The sequence below is a fragment of the Streptomyces sp. NPDC008137 genome, from assembly GCF_042957035.1.
Classification (GTDB): domain Bacteria; phylum Actinomycetota; class Actinomycetes; order Streptomycetales; family Streptomycetaceae; genus Streptomyces.
Map to the genome: position 1 here is coordinate 364,155 of NZ_JBIBHN010000006.1, position 25,136 is coordinate 389,290.

Consider the following 25,136-nt stretch of genomic DNA (forward strand, 5'->3'; position numbering starts at 1 on the left):
CACGACCCGTCACCCACCCCGCCGGCCGACCACCGGGCGGGACCGACGAAGGAGAGCGATTCCATGCGCCGAACCGTCCTGAGCGCCCTGGCCCTCGCGGGCACCGCCGTACTGCTGGGCACCGGGCCCGCGTTCGCCGACGGGGGCAAGACCCCGAGCCCGATCCCCTCGGCCACCCCGCCGAGCACCACCCAGCCGGAGGCCGGCGCCGAACCGACCCGGGCTCCGGCCGCGACGGACAGCACCCGCGCCACCCCGAAGCCCGAGCCGACCCGGGCACCGGCCGAGGACCAGGTCTCCGTCCGGCCGGGCGGCGCACCCGACACCGGTGTGACTCCGGCGTCCTCGTCCTCCGGGAGCGACGGAACGGCGATCGGCGCGGGCGCGGCGGCGGCGTTCGCGCTGGGCGGCGGAGCGGTGTTCGTCGTCCGCCGCCGCCGGGCGACCGGGGCATGACCGCGTTCTCCAGGCGCGCGTTCACGACCGCGGCACTGGCGTCGCTGCCGACGGCCCTGCTGACGGCCTGCGGGAGCCACGGCACCACCCCCGGACGACGGCGAAGGCCCCGGGCGGAGCCGGTCAAAGGGGCGCGTCCCCTGGCCCGTTCGGTTCCCGTCCGGCTGCTCGTCCCGGCCATCGGCGTCGACACGCCGGTCATCCGGCTGGGCCTGGCACCGGACGGCACGGTGGAGGTGCCGCCCATCACGGCGGACGACCGGGCGGGCTGGTACCGGCACTCGCCGACCCCCGGCCGGACCGGGCCGTCGGTGATCCTCGGCCATGTCACGGTCGGGGCGTACGGCGACGGCGTCTTCCGCCGGCTCGACCGGCTGCGCCGGGGCGACCGGATCGTGGCGCGCCTGGAGAACGGCACGGCGGCGGAGTTCGCCGTCACGGCCGTACGGACCACCCCGAAAACCGACTTCCCGGCGGACGACGTCTACGGGAACGTGGACCGCCCGGAGCTGCGGCTGATCACGTGCGGCGGAGCGCGTACCGGCGACGGATACGCGGACAACGTGATCGTCTTCGCCGCGCTGAGCGGTACCGAGTCCCCGACCTCTGGAGAGCGTTGAAACGGTCCCGCGAGAAGGCCGCGTCCGAACTGTTCGCGGCCCTCTACCCGCGCCTCGCCGGCTGGTGCCGCCGGCTCGTCGACGACGACGGGACGGCCCACGAGATCGCCTCGGAGGCGTTCACCCGGCTCTGGGCCCGCTGGACGTCCGTGGAGGAGCCCCGCGGCTTCCTCTACGTCACCGCGGCCAACCTCGTCCGGGACCACTGGCGCAAACTGGAGCGCGAGCGCCGGGCCCTGCACCGCGTCACCACGGAAGCCGCCGTACGGCCCCACCCCGAGCAGGCCGACCCCTCGGTGCGGCTGCTCGTCCAGTCGCTCCCGGAACGACTCCGGGTGCCGATCCTCCTCCACTACTACGCTGACATGCCGATCCGGGAGGTGTCCGCGCTGACCGGACGCAAGGAAGGAACCGTCAAGGCCGACCTGCACGCGGCCCGGGAACTGCTCCGCGTCCACCTGAGGAGAAGCCTTGACCACACGCCTTGACGACGACCCGGGTGAGCCGGGGGAGCCGGGCGAGGCCGGGTTCGGCCCGGACGACCCGCTCGCCGTGATCCTGCGCCCCTCCTCCCCCGACTACCTGAGCGCGCCACCCGGCCAGTACGACGCCGTCCGCCGCAGGGCGAGCCGTCGGCGTCTCCTGCGCACCGCGGCCGGAGCCGGCGTGTGCTGTGCGGTGGCCGCCCTCATCGCGCTCCCCCTGCGCTTCACGGCCACGGACCGCCCGGCCTCCCCGACGATCCCGATGGCCCCGCCGCCCGCGACGACGCCCGGTCCCACCCCGCCGTCGTCCCCGGCCCCTTCCCCGACCGCGTCGTCCTCCGTGCCGTCCTCAGTGCCGTCCTCGGAATCCGAGATCCCGGCCCCTGACACGGCCGCCCCGCGCACGGACAACCCCCGCGAAACCACACGCCCCACGGCCGTGTCCCGCACCCCGTCGGCCACACCGACCCCGGCGCGGGACGTCCCGCCGACCGGGCTGAGGGATCAGTAGGGGGCAACCCCGAGTCCCTGTCCGTGCGTTCCCCGGCCCTTCCCTGATTCGGGCCGGAGAGCGTTGTGGTGCGTCCGGGCCTGCTGCCACGCTCCCTCGCATGGCCGACAGGAGGAACTTCGTGCGTTCGTTGTCGAGAGGGTTAGCCGGAGCGCTCGTAGCCGGGGCACTGTTGTCGGGGGGAGGTGTGGCGGAGGCCGATACCCGCACGACCTCGCCGACGGCGATCGACTGGAAGCCCTGCCCCGATCACGAGACGGCCGAGTGCGGGACGCTGCGGCTGCCGGTGGACCGGTCCCGGCCGGAGGGCGAGACGTTCGACCTGGCGGTGGCCCGCCGCAAGGCGACCGACCCGGACCGCAGGGTCGGCGTCCTCCTGGTCAACCCGGGAGGTCCCGGCGACTCCGGCGTCAACTACACGCTGACGCGCGCCGAGGCCCAGCTCAGTGCCGAACTGCGGTCCAGATTCGACGTCGTCGGCTTCGATCCGCGGGGCGTGGGCGGCAGCCGGCCGGTGATGTGCTCGAAGAAGCTGCTGGACGCGCGGCCGTCCGTGTATCCGCGCGACCAGGGGGAGTTCGAGCGGCTGGCGGCCTACAACCGCGAGCTGCGCGAGGACTGCCGCCGCCACACCGGCCCGCTCTTCGACCACGCCGACACGCTGTCCGTCGTCCACGACATGGAGGCCCTGCGCAAGGCACTGGGCGAGCGGAGGATCAGCTTCTTCGGCCACTCCTACGGCACGCTGATCGGCGAGCAGTACGCGGAGCTGTACGGCGACCGGATCCGTGCCATGTCCCTCACCGCGAACGTCGACCACAGCATCACCGGCACCCGGGAGTTCCTCGTCTCCTCGGCGACGTCCGCCGAGGACTCCTGGCGGCAGTTCGTGAAGTGGTGTGACCGTGCTCGCTCGTGCGCCCTGCACGGGCGCGACGTCCCCGCCGTCTGGGACGGACTGCTGGAGCGGGCCGACCGGGGCGGGATCCGGGATCCGGAGCAGCCCGGCCGGACCCTCGACGCGAGCGAGATCGCTCTGCGCGTCTTCAAGATGTTCTACGGACCGGACTGGGCCGAGGCGGCGACGTTCGTGGCGCGACTCGACGCGCAACGGCCGGAGACACCGGCGCCAGGTGAACCGCCGGAGACCGGTCAGCCGTTGAAGGCGGAGCCCTTCGCCGCGGTGTTCTGCCAGGACTGGCGGTTCCGGCCGCGCGACCACCGGGAGTTCGCGCGCCTGACCGCGGCCGAGCGGCAGGCGGCACCGCACATGCGCGGCTCGCCCCGCGTGCACGCCGCGCTGGCCGGGTGCGTCGGCTGGCCGGAGCGGGTGAACAATCCACAGCACGATCTGCGCCTCTCCAAGGCCCCGAAGCTGCTGATGATGCACTCCCGGCATGACCCGGCCAACCCCCTCTCCTGGGCGGCGGAGGTACGCCGCCAGACCCGCGGCAGAGCCGTCCTGCTGACGTACGAGGGCGCGGGACACCGCGTCTACGACCGGAGCGACTGCACCCGCGACGCGATGGACGGCTACCTCGTCGCCCTGAAGGTCCCGCACGACGGCAGCACCTGCGCCGCGGCCGACCCGGCCGACGGGGACTAGGAGTCGGTCCGCGCGACCTCGTCGACGCGCTCCTGCTGTGCCGCGGTGAGGGTGCGGACCATGAGGGCGGCGGTCGCGGCCGCCGCGACGATCACCAGGTCGGCGGCGAGCAGGGGCCAGACGCCGTTGTAGGCGCGGGCGATGACCTCGTCGGTGGAGTCGGCGTAGATCAGGCCGACTCCGCCGGCCAGACCGGCCAGCCACAGGCCCCACCACCAGTTCACGACGGCGGGCAGCCGCCGGTCGGGGAAGACCGACCGGTGGACGTCCGCGACCATGCCCCGGGGTATCCACAGGTTCACGACGGGCACGATCCAGCCCAGGAAGAGCCAGAGGTGGTGGTAGCGCGGCTCCGCGCCCGAGAGGGACCGGGCGTTGTCCCGTAGGCGGTCCAGCCAGAGCAGGAACACGATCGCGCAGACCGCCGTGACGGCGCCGCCCACGGAGTCGACCAGGTGGTAGGAGTTCTCCAGGGCGTTCAGGGGACGGTGGACGCCGTCGCCCTGGTCGGGTGGGCCGGACGCCGGCTCGCCCGCCATGGCGAGCCGGATGTGCCAGACCGCCCGGGCCGCCCAGGCGACTCCGGCGAGGGCGAGAGCGACGACGGCGAGGCGGGCCGCGCCCCGGAGCGGGCGCGGGTCGGAGGCCGGGACGGGGAGCGGGGAATCCTTTTCGATCACCCGGTCATCTTGTCGTACTCGATCACCGGTCGTCCGGTCGCACTCAGTTCGTCGGTTCAGTTCCGTCGGTTCAGTTCCGTCGGTTCAGTCCCGTCGGTTCAGTCCCCTCGGCTCAGTCCCGTCGCCCGGCCCTCCTCGTCCCACCGCACCTCGAGGACGTGGTCGACGGCGTCCCGGTCGAGTGGGCCGAACACGTGCGGGAACAGGACGTCTTCGGCGACTCCGGGCGGCGGGGCCGGGGCCGCCGCCTCGAACTCCACCCGCGCGGTGAGGCGCGCCTCGTCGAGGGCGAGCACCAGCAGGGGCCTGGGTGCGCCCCGGTAGAAGGCGTTGACGACGGCCAGCGTGGTCGGCTCGTCCGGGGAGCAGTGCACGAAGCCCTCCTCGGCGAGGGAGTCGGGCGCGTAACTCGGGCCGGGGGCGGTGTTCCAGACGGTGAGCGGTACGACGTGATAGATCATGGCCCCGTTATAGCCCCCAGCCCCCGTGCAGCCCCGTCACCGTTCCAGGGCGGCGACGGTCCTCCGGGTCGCCTCGGCGATCAGGGCGTCCGAGGGCTCGGCCTCGTAGCCGGGCCGGTCGGTCATGACGGCCAGGACGAGCGGCTCGGTGCGGGGCGGGCGGACCACGGCGATGTCGTTGGCCCTGCCGTAGTTGCCCGTGCCCGTCTTGTCCGCCACGTCCCAGCCCTTGGGGAGCCCGGCCCGGATGCGCCGGGCGCCGACGGGGGTGGCGTTGCGCGAGAGCCAGTCCGTGAGCAGGGCGCGTTCGCCGGCGGGCAGGGCGGTGCCGAGGAGCAGTGCGCGGAAGTCGGTGGCGATCGCCCGGGGGGTGGTGGTGTCGCTGGGGTCGTCGGGTCGTACGTCGTGCAGTTCGGGCTCGTGGTGGTCCATGCGGCTGACCTTGTCGCCGAGTTCGCGCAGATAGGCGGTGAGCTTCGCCGGGCCGCCGAGGTCGCGCAGCAGCAGGTTCCCGGCCGTACCGTCGCTGTACCGGACGGCGGCGTCGCAGAGTTGGCGGAGGGTCATGCCGGTCGCCACGTGCTTACCGGTGACCGGCGACGTGGACTTGAGGTCGGCCTGGGTGTAGGTGACGCGCCGGTCCAGGCCCTTCAGGGAGCGGTGGTGCAGGACCGCCGCCGCGGCCAGTGCCTTGAAGGTCGAGCAGAAGGCGAAGCGCTCGTCGGCGCGGTGGATCACGGTGGCGCCGGTGCCGGTGGCGAGGGCGTAGACGCCGACGCGGGCGCCGTACTCGCGCTCCAGATCCGCCAGGCGTGCACGGCGGACGGGAGGTGCGGGGGCGTGCGGGCCGGTCGTGGAGGTACTGCCCGCCCGGCCGGTGTCCCGCTCCCGGCCCGTGCCGCCCGTGCCGCACGCGGCGAGCGGGAGGAGGGATGCCGCGGCCAGGAAGGCGCGGCGGGACGACGACATAGGAAGCCCGTCGACGGACATAGGGGGCCCGTCGACGGACATACGGGGTGCGGCCTTCACTGGGGCTCCTTCACTCGGGGCTCCTTCACTCGGGGCTCCTTCACTCGGGATCGTCGGAGGCGGCGGCCAGCAGGCTGTGGACGATGGGCCCGGCGGAGCCGCCGCCGGTGCCGCCCTCCTCCACGACGCAGGCCACGGCGACGTTGCCGCGGTGGGCGACGAGCCAGCCGTTGTTGGCCTGCGCGTCGGAGACCTCGGCGGTGCCGGTCTTGGCGCCGATCTCGCCGGGCAGATCGGCGAGGACCTTCGCGGTGCCGCCGGTGACGGTGGCCCGCAGCAGCGCGCGCAGCTCGGTGACGACGTCCCGCGGGAGCGGGGTCGTGTTCGTCCGGTTCTCGTTGCCGTCGGTGAGCGAGGGCTGGTGGAAGGTGCCGGACACGGCCGTCGCGATCACGGACGCCATGAGCAGCGGATTGGCCTGCACCCGGCCCTGCCCGATCATCGAGGCGGCCTTCTCCGTCTCGTCCGTCGGCGCCGGCACCGAGCCGTCGTACGTGGGTGCCCCGACGTGCCATTCCTGGCCCACGCCGAAGTACTTCCGGGCGACATCCCCGAGTTCCCCGTCGTAGAGCCGGTCGCGCAGGCTGATGAACGCGGTGTTGCACGACTCGGTGAAGTCCTTGCGGAAGGTGGCGCCCGGATGCCGGGAGAGCTCCACGTTCTGGAATCGCTTCCCCACCGTGACGTACTGGGGGCAGTCGACCACGTCGTCCGGTTCGACGGCGTGCTTGAGCAGCAGGGCGCTGCTGGTGACGATCTTCCAGGTGGAGCCGGGAGCGTAGGTGCCGGAGAGGGCGCGGTTGAAGCCGGAGGCCGGGGAGTTCGCCACGGCCAGGATCTCGCCGTCGTCGATGCGCAGGGCGACGAGCGCGGCGTTCCTGCCCTCGGCGTGGGCGGCGAGGGCCTGCTCGGCGGCGGACTGCCAGCCGGCGTGCAGGGTCGTGCGGACGGGTCCCCTGTCCCGGACCGTGCGCGCGCCGAAGGTGACCTCCGTGCGCTCGACGTCCCCGGTGGTCCGGTCGACCAGGTGGATCGCCCCGCGCGCGCCGGTCTCCCTGCCGTCGGGGCCGAGCCGGGTCATGAGGGGCGCGAGGGAGGGGAATTCGTCGCCGGACAGGGCCGTCCCCTGGCGGTCGACGACCTCGGGCGGCTCGGACTCCTCCCGTTCGAGGCGGAACTTGTCGGTGCCGCTCAGGCGCGGGTGGACGACGGACAGCGCCCAGTCCACCTTCCAGGTGCCGTCGCTCCGCTGCCGCAGGGGCAGCTTCGACTCGTAGGTCCAGGTGCCCAGGCCGGTGACGGGCATCCGGGCGGTGAACGGGACGGTGACCGTGCCGTCCTCCGCCTCGGTCGCCGCCTTGGCCTTGAGCGCGGGCTTCGTGATCTCCAGTCCGGCGGTGAAGCTGTCCAGCACGCGCTGTGCCGCGCCGGGGCTGGTCGTACGGGCGGCCGCGCTCGGCAGTCGGCCGGCGGCCCAGTCGGCGAGGAACGCGCGGGCCTGATTCCGGGCGGCGGGGTCGGGCCCGGTGTCCCGGGCGAAGGGCCCGAGGCCGGCCGCGTACGCCCCGCCCCCGGCGACGGCCAGCACCACCGCTCCCGCGGCGACGGCCCGTACGGCGTTCCGGCGCGGGCCGCGACTCCGGTTGAATCCGGAGTATCCGGCGTATCCGGTGCGTCTCGCGTACCCCGCGGGTCTGGTGTTCTCGGAATGTCCGGTGTTGTCGGAGAAGGAGTCCATGCGCCGACAACAGCAGCGGTGTGGGCCACCTGTCCAAGACCTCGGTCGGTCCCACGTCGATCCGTACCGGAACTGGTGACGGTTCCTCAGCGGCACGGCGGCCCGAAGGCCACCGCGCCGGTGAGCCGGTTCGCCCATGCGGCAGAGGTCAGAGCTGGAACTCGGCCGGAGACACCCCCAGCGCCGCGCAGGCCTCGCGCAGGACCGTCGCCTCGGCCTGGGAGAAGTGGCCGTCGGCCCCGGCGATGACCATGCCGGTCTGGATCACGGCCCTGGCCTCGGTGGGCTTCTTGGCGGCCTTGGCGATCTCCTGCATCGCCTCCGTCTTGCCGTGCTGGAAGTTCATCGTCAGCTGGTCGACATGCTTGTTGAAGCGCTGGCGCAGCTGCTCCGGCGGGAAGTTCTGCAGCACGTCGTTGCTGAGGATCATCGACTCGACCTGCTGCCGCTCCGAGGGATCCACCTGCCCGTCGGCCGCCGCGACCAGGGCGCACATGGCCATGCTCGCGTCCCGGTACGCACCGCTCTTCAGCTCGTTCTTCAGCGACCCGAGCTGCGTCTTGAACAGCCCGACCAGCTGGGCCTTGCTGCCACCGCCGGACCGCGAACCCGAGCCGTGCCCGCCGGTCGCGCCGTGGCCGCCGGACGTGCCGTGCCCGCTCTGGCCCTGCTGGAAGGCCTTGGCCTGGTCCTTGAGCTTGTCCCACACTGCCATTGAGTCACCTCGGTAATAGTCGGAGTCATCTCGCGAACCCGCTCCCGCGCGCTCACCGGGTCAACGCCCGGCCCGCGGGCAAAGGTTCCGCAAAGCCCACCCTTCCCTCATCTGCCACTTCTCTCACGGCACGCTCACGGCTCTCCCACGGCCGAAACGGCGACTGCCCGCACCCGGTGACCGGGTGCGGGCAGTCGGAGCGACGTGAGGTCACGCTCAGTCGCGCGAGCGGAGCCTCAGGCGCGGGGCGAGGCGGAACGCCGCGAAGCCGGCCGTGGCCAGGCCCGCGGCCGCCGCGAGGAGGAGGCCGACGTTGCCGGCGCCGGTGGAGGCGAGGCTGCCGCCGTTCGTCGAGGTGCCGCCGGTGGTCGTGCCGGTGCCGCCGGTCGTCCCGGAGTCGCTCGCGCCGGGCGAGGGGCTCGGGTCGGCGGAGGGGCTCGGGTCGGTGCTGGGGCTCGGGGAGGGCGAGGCGGATCCGTCGCCGGGACCGGGCTCGTCCGAGCCGTCGCCGGGGACGACCTCGACCGCGAACTGGGCCATGGCGTCACCGGCCGACGCGGCGACGGTGTAGATGCCGGTGCCCTCGCCGGCGGTCAGGGTCGGGGCCGTGGCCCTGCCCATGGCGTCGGTCTTGACGCGGACGACCTGGTCCTCGCCGCCGAAGCGTGGAGCGCCCTCGCCGCCGTCCTCGACCCGGAAGACCACCTCCGTACCGGCTGGCGCCGCCTTGCCCGACTCGACCACCCTGGCGCGCAGCGCCTCGGCGAAGTCCTGCCCCTGCTCGGCCTGCTGCTCGTCACCGTCGGCGACGCTCACGGCGTAGGGCGACTCCTTGACCCGGACGGTGAAGACCGTCGACACGCCCTGGGTCTTCGCCCGGACGGTGAACTCGCCCTCCTTCTCGCTGCCCAGCCCGATCCACGGGGACTGCGCACGCCCCTGGGCGTCGGTCGAGACGACACTCTGGTCGTCGTCCGGGCCGCCGGTGGGGTGGAAGGCCGGCTTGAGGCCGTCCGGGTCCTCGATCGTGAAGGTCACCGAGGTGTCGGCGACCGGCTTGCCGTCCTTGTCCCGGGCCACGACGGCCAGCGGGTCGACGGACCCGCCCGGCTGGGTGATCTGGCCGGTGCCGGAGACCTGCGTGAGCCGGTCGACCGTGGGGGACGACTGCCACTGGAGGACGATGCGGCCGGGGCCTCCGGTGGCGTTGGCGCCGCCCTCGGCCACGCCGGAGCCGGCCGGGCCGGCGGAGGGGGCCCAGTACGGGTCGGTCTTCTCCGGCGCCGCGGCGCCCTTGCCGGCGACGAGCCGGGCGTCGTCCACCCGGGCCGGCTCGGCGTAGCTGGAGCCGCCGCCCCCGCTGCCGGTGGTGCCCTCGGCGGCGGTGCCCTCGGAGGTGGTGCTGTCGCCGCCGGGGAACGTGCCGCTGTCGGCGCCCGTGCCACCGCCGCCGCCCGCGTAGCCGGCACCGCCGCCGCCACCGCCGTACCGGCCCGCGCCACCGGCACCACCCGCGCCGCCCTTGGCGTGGTCGGCGCCCGCGGTGCCCTTGCCGGTGCCCGCACCGCCCTTGGCGCCGGTGGCGCCCTTGCCGCCGCGGTCCTTCCCGGAGGCGTCCTGGCCCGACTCGCCACCGGCGGCGCCCGCCTGGTCATCGGCCCTGTCGCCCCCACCACCGCCACCGCCACCGGCGACGACCAGCGGCGTTCCACCGCTCGTGCGGATGGCGCTGCTGTTGCCGCCCCGCTCGGCGCCGACGGAGCCCGCCTCGCCGCCGAGGGCGTCACCGAAGCGTGGCCCGGCGACGGCGAGGCTCAGCGTCTCGCCGGGCGTGACCTTCAGGGTGCCGCCGACGAAGCCGCCCGCACCGCCCTTCGCAAGGGAGCCGCCGGCACCGCCCTCGCCCCAGACCCGCACGTTCAGCCGCGTCACACCCGACGGCACCTTGAATGCCTGCGCGTCCCTGGCCGCGTCGAACAGGCGGCAGCCGGAGAGGCCCTCCGCAGGCGCGCACGCCGTGCCGTCGGGCACGGCGGCACCGGCGGCCGAGGCCCCCGTCAGCCCCATCCCGCCCGTCACCGCGAGCAGGGTCAACGCGGCCGCGCCGCGCCGGAATTGAGCGCGGCGCGGCGCGACGGCATCGTGATGCTTCAAGAAGACTCCCCCACTTGTCACAAGCTCCCCCCAGGAAGCCCGGAAACGCTCGATCAGAATCGAACAAGACTGGTGGGACAGCTGATCAAACCTGTGGCTGCCGGTCAACCGAGAATGGTTGATTCCGGACAGTCGGCGGGGGCCGCGATACGCAGGGCCTCCACCAGCTCCCGGTACAGCGTGTCCGTGGCGAGCAGCTCCCCGTGGCCGCCCCGGGCGCGGACCCGGCCCGCCTCCATCACCACGATGGTGTCGGCGTCGATCACGGTCGACAGCCGGTGGGCGATCGTGACCACGGCGCCCGTGGCCGCGCGGGCGCGCACGCACTCCTGGACGGCGGCCTCGGTCAGTCCGTCGAGCTGGGCCGTCGCCTCGTCCAGGAGCAGTACGTCCGGCGTGCGCAGCAGGGCTCGGGCCAGGGCGATGCGCTGCCGCTCGCCGCCCGACACGGCCGCGCCGGTCAGGGGCGTGTCGAGGCCGTCGTCCAGGGTGTCGACCTTCTCGGCCAGCCGTACCTCGCGCAGGACCCGGCGCAGCTCCGCGTCGGTCGCGTCGGGCCGGGACAGCAGGAGGTTGTCGCGGATCGTCCCGGGCACGACCGGGGTGTCCTGCTCGACGTACGCCAGCCGCGACCGGATCGCGTCATGGCTGTGGTCGCGGTAGGGGCGGCCGTCCAGCAGCAGGGTGCCGCCGGTCGGCTCCAGGAAGCGCAGCACCAGGGAGAACAGGGTCGTCTTGCCCGCGCCCGAGGGCCCGACGATCGCGGTGTGCCCGTGCCGGGGGATGACCAGATCGACGCCGCGCACCGCCGGTTCGGCGTCGGGGCCGTAGGCCGCGGTGACGTCCCTCAGCTCCAGTACGGGGGTGCCCTGTACCGGGGTGCCCTGTTCGGGGATGCCCTGTTCGGGGGTGCCCTGTTCGGGGGTGTCCTGTTCGGGGGTGCCCTGTACGGCCGCTTCCCGGACGGGGACGTCCCGCACGCCCCCGTCTCCCTCCTCCTCCGAGTCCAGGTCGTCCGTCTCCCGGATCCGCTCCGCCGCCGCGATCCCCGACTGGAGCGCGGTGACGTTCTGGCTGAGTTCGCTGATCGGGTCCATCAGCCCGAACGCGTAGAGCAGGAACGCGATGAGGCTGGAGACCTCCAGGTCCCCCTCGGCGACCCGCCAGGCGCCCACGCCCAGGACCAGGATGATCGCCAGCTGGATGCCGGCCAGCGCGATCGTCCACGCCAGGGCCTCGCGGCGGTTCGCGCGGACGCCGTGCTCGGCGGAGGCACGCGCGTCGGCCACGATGCGCTCGGCCGTGCGCTCCTCGGCCCGGCCGGCCTTCACCGTGCGGATCGCGCGCAGCGCGCCCTCCAGATTGCCGCCGAGCCGTCCGAGGTGGTCCTGGGCGCGCTGCTGCGCGGTCGCGATCCCGGGCATGAGGACGCCGAACAGGACGGCGACCACCACCACCGCCGCCGCGACCGTGCCCAGCAGCACCAGGTCGAGGACGCCCATGAGGACCAGGGTCCCGAGGAGCATGACGACGGCGTTGATCAGGCCGACCGGGGCGCCGGTGGCGGCCTGGTGCAGCAGGACCGTGTCGGAGGTGACGCGGGTGACGAGTTCGCCGGGCGCGCGCCGGGTGACGGCGGGGACGGTGGCCCGCAGGAAGCGCCGCACCATCGACTCACGGGCCCGGAGCACCACCCTCTCCCCGAGCGCGCCGAGCAGCGTCCACTGCCAGTACATGACGGCACTGCCGACCACCAGCAGGACCAGCAGGGCCACCAGCGGCCCCCGCAGCGGGTCCGAACCGCCGAGAGCGTCGAGCACGCCCTTCGTGACCATCGGCGCGGCCAGCCCCATCCCGGACCCCACCAGCGCGAGGACGAGGGCCAGGGCCAGGGAGCGCCGGTGCGGCCGGGCGAACGACCAGAGAATCCGCAGCCGGGGAACGGACACCTTGCGAGACGTGCCTTCCGGAACAGTCATGCCGCCGAGTGGAACATCGGTGTTCCACTACGGTCAAGAGATTTTCATCTCGGAAGACGCGCTACCGTATGCGCATGGTTGAGGAGCGGAGCGGAGCGGCCGAGAGCGGAACCCGGGCACGCACGCGGCGCGCCATCATCGACGCCGCCATCGGCCTGCTGGCCGGCGACTCGACCGCGTCGCTCGGCGACGTCGCCGCGGCGGCGGGGGTGGGGCGTACGACCGTCCACCGCTACTTCCCCGAGCGCTCCGACCTGCTCGCGGCCATCGGCGCGGACGTCCTGGAGAAGATCGCGGCGGCGACCGGGCGTGCCCGGCTCGACGACGGCCCGGCCGCCAAGGCCCTGGAACGGCTCTGCCAGGAGTACTTCGAGCTCGGCGACGGCCTCACGCTGATGTTCGAGACGCCGCAGCTGGTGACCTGGTCGGGCTGGGACGAGGAGACCGCCGCCGACCAGCACTTCCTGCGCACGGTCCGGCGCGGGCACACGGACGGCAGCATCGACTCCGAGCTGGACGAGGAGTGGGTCCGCAACCTGGTCTGGTCCCTGCTGTACTCGGCCTGGGAACACACCCGCACCGCCGGCGCCTCGAAGCACCACGCCATGACGCTGTGCCTGCACACCCTGCGCAAGGCCGTCGCCCCGTAGATCCCGCGGTGCCGGGCAGCGGGAAGGCCGGGCCGGGCTCCCGAGCGGCACACGCGGGGACGCGACGGCCCGGACCGGCCTTCCACTGCCCGAAATCTGCCACTCGGCACCGCCCGCCGCCTCCTGGGGAGGCCCGAACGAGGACGGCGCGGCGGGGTGGTGGAGCGGGGGTGACGGAGCGAGGGTGACGGAGCGAGGGTGACGCAGACCCTGGAATGATGCGTCCATGACGATCCTCGCCACCCTCGCGGTGCTGGCTCTCGCCGCCCTCCACGCCTACATCCTGGTGCTGGAGATGTTCCTGTGGACCACTCCACGGGCCCGCGCCGCCTTCGGCACCACCGCCGAGTTCGCGGCGGAGACCAAGGCCCTCGCCGCCAACCAGGGCCTCTACAACGGCTTCCTCGCGGCCGGTCTGCTGTGGGGCGCGGTGGCGTCCGGCACGGTGGGCTTCCAGGTCTCGGTGTTCTTCCTGGTGTGCGTGGCGGTCGCGGGGGTCTACGGCGCGGCCACCGCCAGCCGGAAGATCCTCTTCGTGCAGACCGTCCCGGCGCTGGCCGCCCTCGCCCTGGTGCTGCTCGCGCACTGAGCGGCGGGGCCGGGCGGCACGCGCCCCAGCCTCACGCGCCCTGCGTGACGGCCCGTTCCATGAGCAGGTCCGCCTCCGCCCGGGCCGTCTCGGGCGGCACCACCAGCAGGTCGTAGCGGCCCCGGCCGAGCGCGAGCAGGCAGACGGTGCGGGGAGCGGGCGAGTCGGTGCGGCCCACGTGCACCGTGCACCCGGCGACGACCATCCGCTCCGGGCAGTCCTGCCAGGTGTCCCCGTGGACCAGGACACTGCTGATACGCCCCCAGGCGCGCGGCAGCACGCCCAGCAGCCCGGTCAGCTCCCGCGCCAGGTCGTCCGAGCGGGGCCACCACGCGCCGTCGATCCGGCGTGCCGTACGGCCGAAACGGGAGGGCTGGGCGAGCCGCAGCCGGACGTCCCGCGGGGCGGGGAGCGGCGGCGGGGACGAGGAGGCGGACGTCATCGGGGCTCCTGCTGCGAACGGGGGGAACGGCGGTGTCGGGGCCAGGACCGTTCAGCCACCGGTTGCGGCATACCCCCGGTTCCTCCACCGTACGCCGCGGGGCGGTGCGGGGACCGGGGCCGACCGCACCACCCGCCGGGTTCCGGTCAGAGACCGTAGCGGTTCTTCAGATGGCGCCAGAAGTCACGCGCCATCCACTTGTCGAACTCGGTGATCTGCGTGGCGCTGCCCGCCTTCATCAGGAAGCAGCACTGGCCGGCCGGCGACCAGTCGTAGAAGTCGTCGAGGCCGAAGGTGTGGCCGACCTCGTGCAGGTAGATGTGGATGTTCTCCTGGTCGAGGGCGCCGGTGAAGTACTCCTGGCCCATGCGCTGGCCCCAGTCGCCGCCCGCCCCGCCGCCGAAGCCCTTGGTCAGCCACAGCGACTGGTCGTAGTGGCGGGCGGCGCCGCCCGGGCACTTCGAGTAGTTGCCGTCCTGGTGGAAGAAGCGGCCGCAGTCCGGGGCGCACTGCGGGGCGCCGGCCCCGTCGAGGACGTTCGTGTAGATGTCGACGGAGTTGTCGGTCCACTGGAGCGTGGAGCGGTTCTTCACGGCCCAGCCGACGATGTTGACCGGGACATTGGTGTACGGCCAGGCGTTGTGCCCCTTGCCGTTCTCGGTCATGGCCGTCATCCACTTGCCGAACTGCTTCTTCAGCGCCGCGTGGATCCGGTCGCGCAGGGCGGCGCTGACCGGGGCGTCGGACTCCCAGCGGACGCAGTAGTTGACGCTGCCCCGGTTGGCCATGACCTGGTCCCAGCCGTAGTTCCGGAAGCCGTACAGGTTCGGGTAGGTCGTCTCCACGTGCCGCCAGACCTCGTTCAGGGGCTGGACGAGGTTCGCGGGCGGGTTCCACTCGTCGGCGGCCTGCGCCTTGCCGTTCGCCATGCCGGGCGTCGCGAAGGCCGCCGCCAGTACGGCGAAGACGGTGATCAGTCGCGCGAGATGTCTGCGCATGGTGATCTCCCTCGTGTGGGGGACGGGGTATCACCGTGAGGTCGCCACCGGCGCGGCAGAGGTTGCCCGGATTCCGCCGACGGACATTCCGGGCGCTTTATCGCAATCCGTCGGCGATACTCGGACTATGAACACGGCCACGTATGAACTGCTGGCGGCGTCGTCGGATCACGCGATCGCCGTGGCCATCGCCTTCGTCTGCGGGCTGATCGTGGCCTGCGCGCTGATCTGGGGCGTACGGGTCGGGATGCGGGTCATGGACAAGGACACCCATCACCCCGGCCCGGAGGAACAGCCACACGTCCCGGACGGCGGGCCGGTCCACGAGATGCGCGAGCGGCGCGAGCCCGACGAGATGCCGATCACGACACAGGACGGCGACCGGATCCTGCCCCACGACCTCCACCACGCGAGCACCAGGACGGGCAAGGACCAGAAACCGCGCCGCTGGTCGCCCGGATCCAGCGGATCCTTCGGCGGCGGCGGCCTGGGACGTACGTGACGCCCATGACCGGCCGCCACCGGACACGCTGGGCGACGGGCGGGGCGGCGATGGCACTCGCCCTGGCCGCCGCGCTCACCGGCTGCGGCGGCGGCTCCGACAGCCCCTCGGACGCCGCGAGCAAGGCGGAGTCGGCGGTCGGGTCGATCGCCTCGGGCGCCTCCGAGGCGGTCGAGTCGGCCACTGCGGAGGCCCAGCGGCGGCTCGACGACATCCAGGACGGCATCGACGTCAAGGGCGACGTGAGGGTCGGCACACCCACCATCGGCTCCGACGGCCGGGCCCGTGCCGAGGTCACCGTCCGCAACACCGACGACTCGGCCCGGTCCTTCGCCGTCCAGGTGAACTTCACCGACGCCGCGGGCGGGCTGGTGGACACGGTCATCGTCACGGTGGACAACGTGCAGGCGGGCCACTCCGCCACGGCCACCGCCCGCGGTACCCACGACGTGTCCGGCGACGTCCGGGCCGAGGTGGCCCGGGCCGTGCGCTACTGACCCGCGCCGGACTCCGTCATCCCTCCGTGTCAGTCCTCCGTCACCGCGATGTCGAGCTGCTCGCTCATGGCGCTGACCCCGTTCAGGGTGGCGACCGCCTGGAGCCGGTTGGCGCCCGGCGGAAGGGCGGGGGCCGGGGTGCGGGCCCAGGTGCCGTCACGGGCGGCGGTGGTCGCGCAGGCCTCGCGGTCGTCCTTGTCACGGACGGTGATCTGGGCGCCCGGGTGCGCGTGGCCGGAGATCTCCGGCCGGGCGGGCAGCGGCACGCCGGACAGCGGACGGGTCAGCGTCGGCCCGGCCAGCCCCACGGTCCGGAATGCCGGAAAAAGGAAACATCGGGGTGGTCGGAGTGATCCATTCCCGCTGTGATGAAAGTGTGATGGGGGAGTAACTCCCTTTGCATATCCGCAGGTTGACAGTGTGCTGCGGCGCCGCCACGATGAGGTCGCACCGTGGCGCATGTGACCAATGAGCCCAGTGCTTCTCAGACCACTCACCCCGGTACGGCCGGCCGCCGCGTGCTGCCCTGCTGCCGTCACCCGGGTTCCGGCATACGCCAAGAAATGGGATCGCATGTCCATAGCGAGACGTGTCATCGCGCGACGCCTGCTGGGGACGGGCGTCGCGGCCCTCGCCCTCTGCGCCGCCTCCGCCCCCACCGCGTTCGCGCACGGTACGCCCGGCGGCGACGGCTGGTCGTCCGGCGGCAGCTACAAGCCCGGGACGGGCGCGGGGACGGAGACCGGCACCGACCGCTGCCAGTTCTCGCTCGACGGCACGAACTTCCACGACTCGGTGAAGGTCGACGACCAGAACCTGAAGCCGACCGAGGACGGCGAGGTCCACATCAAGGTCCGCGCCGCCGGTGACGCGTCCACCTGCACGGCGTCCCTCGCCTCCTACCTCGCCCACGGCGCGACGTTCGCGACCTCCGGCGAGCAGGTGTTCGTCGACTTCGACACGGTGACGGTCAAGCCGGGCGCCACCGACTCGCTCGACATCGCCATCCCGGACAAGGGCTGCTTCGGGCAGATCGACCTGTACCGGGGCGCGGTGAAGTTCGACGGCGAGCTGGACGCGAAGGACGGCTTCGAGCACGGTGAGCTGCCCAAGGGCCCGGACCGCCCGGTCATCAAGGACAAGTTGATCGCGGCCTGGAACGGCGGCACGGAGGACTGCACGAAGACGCCTCCGCCGTCTCAGACTCCGCCCCCGTCCAGCCCGCCCGCCAGCCCCTCGGAGCCGCCGGCCGAGCAGTCGACACCCCCGGCCTCCCCGTCCGAGCCCGCGGAGCCCTCGGAGCCCTCGGCCCCGCCGTCCTCCGACACGGACACGCCCACCCCGTCCGCCTCCGAGTCGACGCCCACCGCCCCCAAGCCGAACGGTGGCGGCGGCGACCTCGCCGAGACCGGCGCGAACGGCAGCACCGGCCCGATCGCCTTCGGCGCGGCGGCCCTGCTGGCGGGCGGCGCGGCCATGATGATCGTCACCCGCCGCCGCACGGCGAAGCGCAACACCTCCGGCGCCTGAGCCAGGGGCCCTTACTCCCCGCCCTGCCGTCACCCCTCCAAGCCCGCGGCAGGGCGGGGTTCGCCGTCAGACGACCTCCGCCAGTTCTAGGGCAGAACAGCCGTCGGCATCGTCCGGCCGTAGAGCTCGTCGAGGCCGATCAACAGGACACCGCCCTGCTCGGCCTCACGGCGCAGGGCATCGCTGAAGCCGGCCGCGCTGAAACACGCAAGCCCGCAACGCGTCGTGTCCATCCCCCGTCCGGCCAGGAGTTCCCTGGCCCGCTCCAGACGTTCCAGATGGTTCGTTCCCATGACGGTTCCCCACTTCGCCTCACCGAGCAGCGCGACCCCGGACCTGCCGCCACCGGAGCCCGGCTCCACCACGGCTACGTCGATCTGGATCTGCCGACGCTCCCTCGAGTCGGTCACCACTCCGCATCCGACCTCGCCCACTGACGTGTCGAGCAGCGAGCGGCCCGGCCCGAGTACGTACTCCCGGCACAGCGCCTCGAAGTGCGGACCGGCCACCTGCGCGGCGAACCGCTCCGCCGACCGTGCCCACACCTCTGCGGCCTGACCGCTCTCGAGGCGGGCCCAGGCCGGACGCATGATGGCCTCGTAGAAGGTGATCAGCGGCTCGGTGATGCGGTACTGCGACTTGCCCGCCCGGAAGACGTCCGCTTCCCGCACCAGCAGGTGGCTGTCCTCCAGGACATTGAGCGGATGCGAGATGTCGACGGACTTACGGCCGATGTAACCGGCGATGCCTCCTCGCGTCGCGTTGCCCTGCGCCACGGCCGCGAGCACCGAGTGGTACAGCGCGGTGTCACGGATGTCCGCCTCCTCGGCGAGCAGATACCGAGCCTCCCGAAAGAGCGGACTGAACGGCGCCAGGACGGTGCGACACACCCAGTCGTCGAAGTCGCCCATATTCGCGGGAACGTCATCGGCCAGGAACTGGCGACGGTAAGCGGGGGTGCCTCCCACGACGGCATGCAGCCGCGCGGCCAATGCGGGCTCGTCGGCGACGCTCCAGAAGTCCGCTGCGGCCCGGTATCCGAAGGGACGTACGACCAGTTCCAGTTGCGCCCGGCCACGCAGGGGTGCGGTGCTGGCCAGCAGCCCGCCCATGACGGACATCGCCGAACCGCACAGGAGCAGCCGCATGCCGCTCTCTTCGACCTGAAAGCGGTCGATCACGCGCTGGATGAGCGAAGGGAGCTCAGGGGCCGCCTTCACCAGGTACGGGAACTCGTCGATGACCACGAGGAACGGGCTTTCCCCCCGCCCGGGAACGGCCAGACCGAAGAGATACGAGATCGCGTCGTCCCATGTGGCGAAGGAGAAGGGCGCCGGCGAACCCACGTGGTCAGCCAGAGCCGCGCTGAACTGGCGGAGGGACTCCGCCTCAGTCCCGGCCGTGGCCCCGAAGTAGAAGCCTCCGCAGTTCTCGACGAGCGCCCGCAGGAGATACGTCTTGCCCATACGTCGCCGACCGCTGACGATCCCGAGCATGGCGTGCGGCAGGGGCCGGTTCACAAAGGAGCTGAGCGCGCCCCATTCGCTCCCGCGATCGTAGACCCGAGACGGCTTGCCCGACCCTGCCCGGCGCATGTGACTCCTTGGAAGTAGATCCACCCCGATAGGAATACAGCCCTAAGGGGTGTACTCCTAACTCTAGGCTCATCCAGCCAGGAAGGCGCCGATGGCGCATTCGGCGCGGGCCCGACACAGAACGGGGAGAACCTCAAGCGCGTTTACGACGACTCCCCAAGCCCGCGGCAGGGCGGGGTCGGCCGTCAGACGACCTCCGCCATCTCGCTCTCCAGGTCGGTTGCCTTGCGCAGCAAGCTCCGCATGACGACCATCAGCATCGCGAAGGCCGTCCCCACGGCGACCCCCGCTGTCGCGGCGACCAGGGCGCTCTCGACGTCCATGCCGTCACCGGGAGAGGGGATCTCGGCGACGGTCAGATGGCCGGCGGCGCCGAGGGCCAGGGCGGTCGCCACGGCCGAGGCGCCGATCATGACGTCGACCCACCGGAAGGCCCGGGGCGTGAAGATCGCGTCCCGCTGCACCTCGTGAGCAGCATCCACACGGCGCCCAGCGCGACCTGCGCACAGACGACCCCGACGATCGCCACGGCCGCATAGGGCGTGGCGAACGGGGCGTAGGGCGGGAACCGGTCGACCTCGTCGGCCGCCGTCGTCGGTATGACCACGAACCGCCCGAAGAGCCCGGCCAGGACGGCGAAGGCGATACGGCCCGGAGTGCGGCGATGAGGAAGCCGTTCATTTATCGCTTCTCGATCGGTATCGATCGAAAGTCAATCGATCTTCGCGTAGCCCCTGTGCCCGCTTCCGCGCTACAGCGTCTCCAGGTACAGGTTGACGTACCGCTCCACGTTCACATCCAACGCCACGTCCACCAGGGGCTGTTCGCGCACGCCCTCGTGGATCTCGGACTCTCCGGGGCGCGGGCGGCGGTCGACGATCGTCTGGCCTCGGGAGGGGCCGGGGGCGAGGACGACCTCGACCGGCAGGGCCTCGGTGGTGATGCCCTTCGGGTCGACGACCGCGCAGATCGCGCCCGCGTCGCCGAGGCCGCCCATGGGCGTGGGGTCGCCGGAGGTCGCCGGGTCGCGGTGGGCGAGCAGTTCACCGGCCAGCCGCAGAGCCGGTTCCGCGCTCGACCGCAGCCGCTGCACCTCCCCCGCCGGCACCAGCACCCGCTTGAAGACGTCCAGGCCGTACATCGTGATCGGCACCCCCGCCGTGAGCAGCACCGCCGCGGCCTCCGGGTCGTGCCACACGTTGAACTCCGCGACCGGCGTGGCGTTCCCGGTCGCCACCGCGCCGCCCATGAACACGATCCGCTCGATGTTGCGGGTCACCTCGGGGTGCGTCCGCAGCAGCAGCGCGATGTTCGTCAGGGGCGCGGTGGGGATGAGCGTGACCGGCCTGGGCGAGGCGAGGATCTCGCGGCGCAGCAGCGTCACCGCGTCCACGTCGACCGGCACCCGGGTCGGCGCGGGCAGCCCCAGATCCCCCATGCCGTCCTGCCCGTGCACATGCCGCGCGGTCCGCACCGGCTCGATCAGCGGCCGCTCGGCGCCCCGGGCCACGGGGATGTCCCCGGCACCGGCCACCTCCAGCACGGTCAGCGTGTTGCGGACGACGCCGTCCACGTCCGTGTTCCCGGCCACGCAGGTGATCGCGCGGACGTCGAGCGCCGGGTGGCGTACGGCGAACAGCAGGGCTAGGGCGTCGTCGACGCCGGTGTCACAGTCGATGATCACCGGGATGGGCTGACCGTCCGTCACGGCGAGGGCTCCTTCCACTGGTCCCGGGCTGGGCTCCGTACCAGCGACCCTACGCGCCCCTCGAACGGGCGAACCGACGCCCGGGCGCACACGGGAAGGACGTAGGGAGACCGCAGGGAAGACGACAGCTGAAGCGGCAGAGACAGCAGAGACAGCAGAGGACGACAGGAGAGACGTCATGCCGGCACCGGGTCCCGCGCAGCAGCCCACCACCGAGCTCGACCCCCGCTACAGCTCCGCCCTCAACCCCCGCCCGGGTGCCGCGGGCGTCACCGCCACCGGGTGGGACGAGGCGCAGCGGCGGATGAGGGCCGCCGAGATCTTCTGGGTGTCCACGGTCCGGCCCGACGGCAGGCTGCACGTCACGCCCGTCATCGCCGCCTGGCACGACGGGGCGCTGTACTTCTCCACCGGCCGGCAGGAGCAGAAGGCGAAGAACCTCGCGCGGGACGCGCACTGCGCGCTGACCACGGGGGCGAACTCCCTCACCGAGGGCTTCGACCTGGTGGTCGAGGGCAGGGCGCGGCCGGTCACCGACCCGGCGCTGCTCGAGGAGGTGATCGCGGCGTTCGAGGAGCAGTACGGGCCGCACATCACCTCCCCCGAGGGCACGTTCCACGGCATCGACGACGCGTTCCGCAGGGGCGACGACATCGTGTACGCGGTGGCCCCGGACACGGCGTACGGCTTCGGGCGGGACGACGGCGTCTACTCCCATACGCGTTGGTCGTTCTGAGCCCCTACGATCCGTCCGGCCCGTCCCACAGGCCGGTGCCTCGGGACGCCACCCGCTCGGCGATCCGCCGCAGCAGGTCGGCGGCGGGGAGGGCGGGGGGCCGGTGGCCGTCTCGCAGGCGCGGTGCCGCGAGGTCCGCCGCGGCCTCCCGTTGTCCGATCACCGCCTGGTACGGGACCAGCCGGGCCGCCCGGACGCGGGCGCCGAGGGTGCCCTGCTCGGGGCCCGCCACCTCGGCGCGCAGGCCGAGTTCGCGGGCGCGGCGGGCGAGGGCGTGGGCGGCGTCCGCCTGCTCCTCCGCGACCGGGAGGACGGTGAGCTGCACGGGCGCCAGCCAGGCCGGGAACGCCCCGCCGTGGGTCTCCAGGAGGTGCGCCACCGCGCGTTCCACGCTGCCGATGACGCTGCGGTGCACCATGACCGGCCGGTGCTTCGCCCCGTCGGCGCCGATGTAGTGCAGGTCGAAGCGTTCGGGCTGGTGGAGGTCGATCTGGACGGTGGACAGGGTGGTCTCACGGCCGGCCGGGTCGGTGATCTGTACGTCGATCTTGGGGCCGTAGAACGCCGCCTCGCCCTCGGCGGCCTCATAGGGGATGCCGGAGCCGTCCAGGACCTCCCGGAGCAGGGCGGTGGCCCGCCGCCACAGCTCCGGGTCGGCCACGTACTTGCCGCCCTCGCCGGGCAGCGAGAGACGGTGGCGGGACGCGCGGATGCCCAGGTCGGCGTAGGCGCGGCCGATCAGCTCCAGCGCGGCCCGCGCCTCCCCGACGGCCTGTTCCAGGGTGCAGAAGATGTGCGCGTCGTTGAGGGTGATGGCCCGCACCCGGGTCAGCCCGCCGAGGACGCCGGACGGCTCCGAGCGGTACATGCCGCCCAACTCGGCCATACGGAGGGGGAGTTCGCGGTAGCTGTGGGAGCGGGAGCGGTAGATGAGGGCGTGGTGGGGGCAGAGGCTGGGGCGCAGCAGGACCTGTTCCGCGCCCAGGTCCATCGGCGGGAACATGTCGTCGCCGTAGTGGTCCCAGTGGCCGGAGATCTCGTACAGCTCGCGTTTGCCGAGGGCGGGCGAGTACACGTGCCGGTAGCCGGCCCGCCGCTCCGCGTCCCGGATGTACTCCTCCAGGGTGTGCCGCACGATCGCCCCGTCAGGCAGCCAGTAGGGCAGCCCGGCGCCCATCAGCGGGTCGGTGTCGAAGAGGTTCAGTTCGCGGCCGAGGCGGCGGTGGTCGTGCATGGTGGTCTCCCTCGGGATCTCCGGGATCCGGGGCGAGCACCGCGCGACGAAGCCCCGGGGCACTCGCCCCGGGGCTTCGGACAGTCGGCTGTCAGCGCGCCGGGACACTCTCCGGCGTCGTCGTGAGGGACGGGAACGGCTGGGCGCGCTGCATGGGCGTGACGGTAACAGGGCGTCGGTGCCCGGGCGACGGGTTTTCCGCCCCGACGCCCCCGGCCCGGCACCCGCACCGCCCGTCCTCACCCGAACAGCCCGTCGCACTGGTGTGCCGACCGTCGCGGTGGTGCCGTATGAGCACGGACCTGATCACAGACCCGTCGCCCCGGAGAGCCCGCCCGCCAGAAGGCGCCTCCAAGAGCCCCGCGCAGGAGGCACCCCGATGACGCACCCTCCGGCCACCGCCCGTGTCCGTGTCCTCCTCGCCTCCGCACTGTCCGTGACCGGACTGCTGACGACGGCCGCGTGTTCCCTCGACAACGAGCCGCGGCCCAGATGGTTCAACCCCTCCGCCCCCGCCACGGCCGTCTCGCCCGCCGGTGAGCAGCCCGCCGGATCCGGGGCCGCGCTCACCGAGGCCCAGGCCCGCGCGGCGCTGATCACCGAGGCCGATCTCGGCGAGCCGTGGGGGCCTACCCGGGGTGCCAGGACCTGGCGGGACGGGCTGCTCAAGGCGACCACGGAGAAGCGGGACTGCCAGCGGCTGCTCGACGCCCTCTACGCCGAGGACCTCTTCGGCCCCCCGACGGGCCCGCACGCGGTGTCCGCGCTCGACGACGCCGACACCGACGCCCAGTTGCGCTACCAGGTCGCCGCCCACCGCCCGGCGGACGTAGACCGCGCCCTCGACTGGATGAAGTCGCTGCCGGGCAAGTGCGGGCAGTTCATGGCCGCGACCACGCGCGGCGGCGTCCAGACGGTGGAGGTCACCAGGATGCCGCTGCCTCCCGTGGGGAACGCACGCCAGGGCCTGCGGGTGACGCTGGCCGGCGAGACGGAGGAGGGGGAGCTGACCTACCTCACCATGGACCTCGCCGCCGCGCGCGTCGGCGAGGAGGCCATCACCGTCACCAACGCCGGGCTCGACGAGGTGCACGCGGAGGTCACGCAGCAGACGGTGCAGCTCGGGGTGCAGCGGCTGACCGACCTCAGGAAGCAGGGCCGGGCGCAGATCTGACGCCCCCGCTCCCCCTCAGTCCCGCTCCGTCCCCCTCAGTCCCGCTCGAAGCGCGTGCGGTGGGCGAGCACGTCGCGGGCCACGTCGAGGGCCGTGCACCCGCGCGCGAACGCGTCCGCCCGCAGCCGCGCGAGCGCGTCGTCCGCGCCGACGCCGAGCTGCGCCATGATCATGCCGACCGCCTGGTAGACCTCGTCGTGGTCCGCGGCCAGCCCGTTCAGCCAGGCCTGCCCGTCCCGCGCCTCGGGCTCGTCCCCACGCGCCAGGGCCGTCAGGGCCAGCGTCATGACACCGGCCACGAGCCGGGCCACATGCAGTTCGCGGGCGGTGAGTCCGCCCGGGCTGTCGCGGTACAGGTCGAGGGTGCCCACATACGCCGCGTCGCTGCCCAGCGGCACCGCGTACACCGCGCGCACCCCGGCCGCCGTCGCCTCCAGGGCGAAGACCGGCCAGCGTCCGGCGTCACGGCCCGCCGCCAGGTCGCAGGCGAGCACGGGCGCACCGGCCTCCACGGCGCTCTGGCAGGGTCCGTCGCCCAGCGTCGCCTGGAGCTGCGCCAGGTGCGCGGCCCGCGCGTCGCTGGCGCTGAGCTGTACGGGCATGCTGTCGCCGCGCAGCGACACGCTCGCGCCGGCCACCGGCAGCAACTCGACCGCGACCTCGCACAACCGCCCCGGAACCTCACCGGGCTCGGCACCCCGCACGCCTTTGGCGATCACATCGGCGGCCCGGATCCCGTCCGGGTCCAGGTCACCACCGGGTTCGTCACCGGGGTCGTCCCTGGACCGCACGACAACCGCCTCCTCCTCCGATCACCCCGGAGGCCTGGCGGCCGGCACCCGCGCGCTCCGACAGACCTCCCGGAATCGTGCCCCGACTACCCGTCACAGATGGCGCGAAACCCCCTCGCTCAGCGCTTCTCGTACGGGTTGTCCGGTTGTGGCAAGGGAGGCTAGGGCCTGTCGTTTGGATCACGCCGCAGACGCGGGGCCTGGCACGCACATCTGCCGCGTTCTCGTCGGTCGCCGACTCCCCCACGCTCGGCTT

At 73.0% G+C, this 25,136-nt stretch carries 27 protein-coding genes; 12 read left to right on the forward strand and 15 right to left on the reverse strand.

Annotated elements, in window-relative coordinates; translation table 11 throughout:
• Positions 1-63: 63 nt before the first annotated feature.
• The 5 genes from ACFZBT_RS13415 (at position 64) to ACFZBT_RS13435 (ending at position 3,678) form a co-directional block, all read left to right on the forward strand.
• A complete protein-coding gene (locus ACFZBT_RS13415; RefSeq protein WP_391102258.1) occupies positions 64-456 on the forward strand; it encodes a sortase-dependent protein in 393 nt (130 codons plus the stop codon).
• Positions 453-1,076, forward strand: coding sequence for a class F sortase (locus ACFZBT_RS13420; protein WP_391102260.1), 624 nt, complete (start codon positions 453-455; stop codon positions 1,074-1,076). The genes ACFZBT_RS13415 and ACFZBT_RS13420 overlap by 4 nt, the downstream gene beginning before the upstream one ends.
• Positions 1,073-1,564 carry a sigma-70 family RNA polymerase sigma factor gene (locus ACFZBT_RS13425; protein WP_391102262.1) on the forward strand — a complete coding sequence of 164 codons (492 nt, stop codon included), beginning with the start codon at positions 1,073-1,075 and terminating at the stop codon, positions 1,562-1,564. The genes ACFZBT_RS13420 and ACFZBT_RS13425 overlap by 4 nt, the downstream gene beginning before the upstream one ends.
• Positions 1,548-2,072: a hypothetical protein gene (locus ACFZBT_RS13430; protein ID WP_391102264.1), complete on the forward strand. Its 525-nt coding sequence runs from the start codon at positions 1,548-1,550 to the stop codon at positions 2,070-2,072. The genes ACFZBT_RS13425 and ACFZBT_RS13430 overlap by 17 nt, the downstream gene beginning before the upstream one ends.
• A 187-nt stretch (positions 2,073-2,259) precedes the next feature.
• A complete protein-coding gene (locus tag ACFZBT_RS13435; protein WP_391102266.1) occupies positions 2,260-3,678 on the forward strand; it encodes an alpha/beta fold hydrolase in 1,419 nt (472 codons plus the stop codon).
• Here the strand turns inward: ACFZBT_RS13435 and ACFZBT_RS13440 are convergent.
• The 7 genes from ACFZBT_RS13440 to ACFZBT_RS13470 form a co-directional block, all read right to left on the reverse strand.
• On the reverse strand, positions 3,675-4,355 hold the full coding sequence (locus ACFZBT_RS13440; RefSeq protein ID WP_391102336.1) for a DUF4328 domain-containing protein: 681 nt from the start codon (positions 4,353-4,355) through the stop codon (positions 3,675-3,677). The genes ACFZBT_RS13435 and ACFZBT_RS13440 overlap by 4 nt on opposite strands.
• A 101-nt stretch (positions 4,356-4,456) precedes the next feature.
• Positions 4,457-4,819, reverse strand: a complete 363-nt coding sequence (locus tag ACFZBT_RS13445) for a DUF952 domain-containing protein (RefSeq protein ID WP_391102268.1) — start codon at positions 4,817-4,819, stop codon at positions 4,457-4,459.
• A gap of 36 nt (positions 4,820-4,855) precedes the next feature.
• On the reverse strand, positions 4,856-5,788 hold the full coding sequence (bla, locus tag ACFZBT_RS13450) for a class A beta-lactamase (protein WP_391102339.1): 933 nt from the start codon (positions 5,786-5,788) through the stop codon (positions 4,856-4,858).
• Positions 5,789-5,888: 100 nt separating this feature from the next.
• Positions 5,889-7,586, reverse strand: coding sequence for a penicillin-binding transpeptidase domain-containing protein (locus ACFZBT_RS13455; RefSeq protein ID WP_391102270.1), 1,698 nt, complete (start codon positions 7,584-7,586; stop codon positions 5,889-5,891).
• A 148-nt stretch (positions 7,587-7,734) separates the two neighbouring features.
• The gene (locus ACFZBT_RS13460) at positions 7,735-8,301 is read right to left on the reverse strand and encodes a TerB family tellurite resistance protein (protein ID WP_391102273.1); all 567 of its coding nucleotides are present in this window, start codon (positions 8,299-8,301) and stop codon (positions 7,735-7,737) included.
• 216 nt (positions 8,302-8,517) lie between these two features.
• Positions 8,518-10,455, reverse strand: a complete 1,938-nt coding sequence (locus ACFZBT_RS13465) for a hypothetical protein (protein ID WP_391102275.1) — start codon at positions 10,453-10,455, stop codon at positions 8,518-8,520.
• Positions 10,456-10,559: 104 nt separating this feature from the next.
• On the reverse strand, positions 10,560-12,434 hold the full coding sequence (locus ACFZBT_RS13470) for an ABC transporter transmembrane domain-containing protein (protein WP_391102278.1): 1,875 nt from the start codon (positions 12,432-12,434) through the stop codon (positions 10,560-10,562).
• 74 nt (positions 12,435-12,508) lie between these two features.
• On the opposite strand from ACFZBT_RS13470, the gene ACFZBT_RS13475 reads away from it, so the two are divergent.
• The gene (locus ACFZBT_RS13475; protein ID WP_391102280.1) at positions 12,509-13,084 is read left to right on the forward strand and encodes a TetR family transcriptional regulator; all 576 of its coding nucleotides are present in this window, start codon (positions 12,509-12,511) and stop codon (positions 13,082-13,084) included.
• Between the two features lie 226 nt (positions 13,085-13,310).
• A complete protein-coding gene (locus ACFZBT_RS13480; RefSeq protein ID WP_391102283.1) occupies positions 13,311-13,673 on the forward strand; it encodes a DUF1304 family protein in 363 nt (120 codons plus the stop codon).
• A gap of 31 nt (positions 13,674-13,704) precedes the next feature.
• Here the strand turns inward: ACFZBT_RS13480 and ACFZBT_RS13485 are convergent, their stop codons facing one another.
• The gene (locus tag ACFZBT_RS13485; protein WP_391102286.1) at positions 13,705-14,115 is read right to left on the reverse strand and encodes a DUF5994 family protein; all 411 of its coding nucleotides are present in this window, start codon (positions 14,113-14,115) and stop codon (positions 13,705-13,707) included.
• Between the two features lie 146 nt (positions 14,116-14,261).
• A complete protein-coding gene (locus ACFZBT_RS13490) occupies positions 14,262-15,113 on the reverse strand; it encodes a hypothetical protein (protein ID WP_391102289.1) in 852 nt (283 codons plus the stop codon).
• 127 nt (positions 15,114-15,240) lie between these two features.
• On the opposite strand from ACFZBT_RS13490, the gene ACFZBT_RS13495 reads away from it, so the two are divergent.
• Together ACFZBT_RS13495 and ACFZBT_RS13500 are read left to right on the forward strand one after the other, a co-directional pair.
• Positions 15,241-15,615, forward strand: coding sequence for a DUF6479 family protein (locus ACFZBT_RS13495; RefSeq protein ID WP_391102292.1), 375 nt, complete (start codon positions 15,241-15,243; stop codon positions 15,613-15,615).
• A 5-nt stretch (positions 15,616-15,620) separates the two neighbouring features.
• Positions 15,621-16,112 (forward strand): hypothetical protein, encoded by a 492-nt coding sequence (locus ACFZBT_RS13500; protein ID WP_391102295.1) that lies wholly within the window; start codon positions 15,621-15,623, stop codon positions 16,110-16,112.
• A gap of 29 nt (positions 16,113-16,141) precedes the next feature.
• On the opposite strand, the gene ACFZBT_RS13505 is transcribed toward ACFZBT_RS13500, so the two are convergent.
• Positions 16,142-16,420 carry a hypothetical protein gene (locus ACFZBT_RS13505; protein ID WP_391102298.1) on the reverse strand — a complete coding sequence of 93 codons (279 nt, stop codon included), beginning with the start codon at positions 16,418-16,420 and terminating at the stop codon, positions 16,142-16,144.
• Between the two features lie 265 nt (positions 16,421-16,685).
• On the opposite strand from ACFZBT_RS13505, the gene ACFZBT_RS13510 reads away from it, so the two are divergent.
• Positions 16,686-17,642, forward strand: coding sequence for an LAETG motif-containing sortase-dependent surface protein (locus tag ACFZBT_RS13510; protein ID WP_391102300.1), 957 nt, complete (start codon positions 16,686-16,688; stop codon positions 17,640-17,642).
• 86 nt (positions 17,643-17,728) lie between these two features.
• Here ACFZBT_RS13510 and ACFZBT_RS13515 read toward each other — a convergent pair whose 3' ends face one another.
• From ACFZBT_RS13515 to ACFZBT_RS13525, 3 genes are all read right to left on the reverse strand, one after another.
• The gene (locus tag ACFZBT_RS13515; RefSeq protein ID WP_391102303.1) at positions 17,729-19,237 is read right to left on the reverse strand and encodes an ATP-binding protein; all 1,509 of its coding nucleotides are present in this window, start codon (positions 19,235-19,237) and stop codon (positions 17,729-17,731) included.
• 185 nt (positions 19,238-19,422) lie between these two features.
• Positions 19,423-19,719: a DUF2975 domain-containing protein gene (locus tag ACFZBT_RS13520; RefSeq protein ID WP_391102305.1), complete on the reverse strand. Its 297-nt coding sequence runs from the start codon at positions 19,717-19,719 to the stop codon at positions 19,423-19,425.
• Between the two features lie 269 nt (positions 19,720-19,988).
• Positions 19,989-20,945 carry a nucleoside hydrolase gene (locus ACFZBT_RS13525; protein ID WP_391102307.1) on the reverse strand — a complete coding sequence of 319 codons (957 nt, stop codon included), beginning with the start codon at positions 20,943-20,945 and terminating at the stop codon, positions 19,989-19,991.
• A 178-nt stretch (positions 20,946-21,123) separates the two neighbouring features.
• Here ACFZBT_RS13525 and ACFZBT_RS13530 point away from each other — a divergent pair, with 178 nt between their 5' ends.
• Positions 21,124-21,681, forward strand: coding sequence for a pyridoxamine 5'-phosphate oxidase family protein (locus tag ACFZBT_RS13530; RefSeq protein WP_391102309.1), 558 nt, complete (start codon positions 21,124-21,126; stop codon positions 21,679-21,681).
• A gap of 4 nt (positions 21,682-21,685) precedes the next feature.
• Here the strand turns inward: ACFZBT_RS13530 and thrS are convergent, their stop codons facing one another.
• On the reverse strand, positions 21,686-22,915 hold the full coding sequence (thrS, locus tag ACFZBT_RS13535; protein WP_391102311.1) for a threonine--tRNA ligase: 1,230 nt from the start codon (positions 22,913-22,915) through the stop codon (positions 21,686-21,688).
• A gap of 379 nt (positions 22,916-23,294) precedes the next feature.
• Between thrS and ACFZBT_RS13540 the strand changes: the two genes are divergently transcribed.
• A complete protein-coding gene (locus tag ACFZBT_RS13540; RefSeq protein WP_391102314.1) occupies positions 23,295-24,089 on the forward strand; it encodes a hypothetical protein in 795 nt (264 codons plus the stop codon).
• Positions 24,090-24,124: 35 nt separating this feature from the next.
• On the opposite strand, the gene ACFZBT_RS13545 is transcribed toward ACFZBT_RS13540, so the two are convergent.
• Entirely contained in the window at positions 24,125-24,880 is a 756-nt protein-coding gene (locus tag ACFZBT_RS13545; protein WP_391102316.1) for a GAF domain-containing protein, read from the reverse strand.
• Positions 24,881-25,136 lie beyond the last annotated feature (256 nt).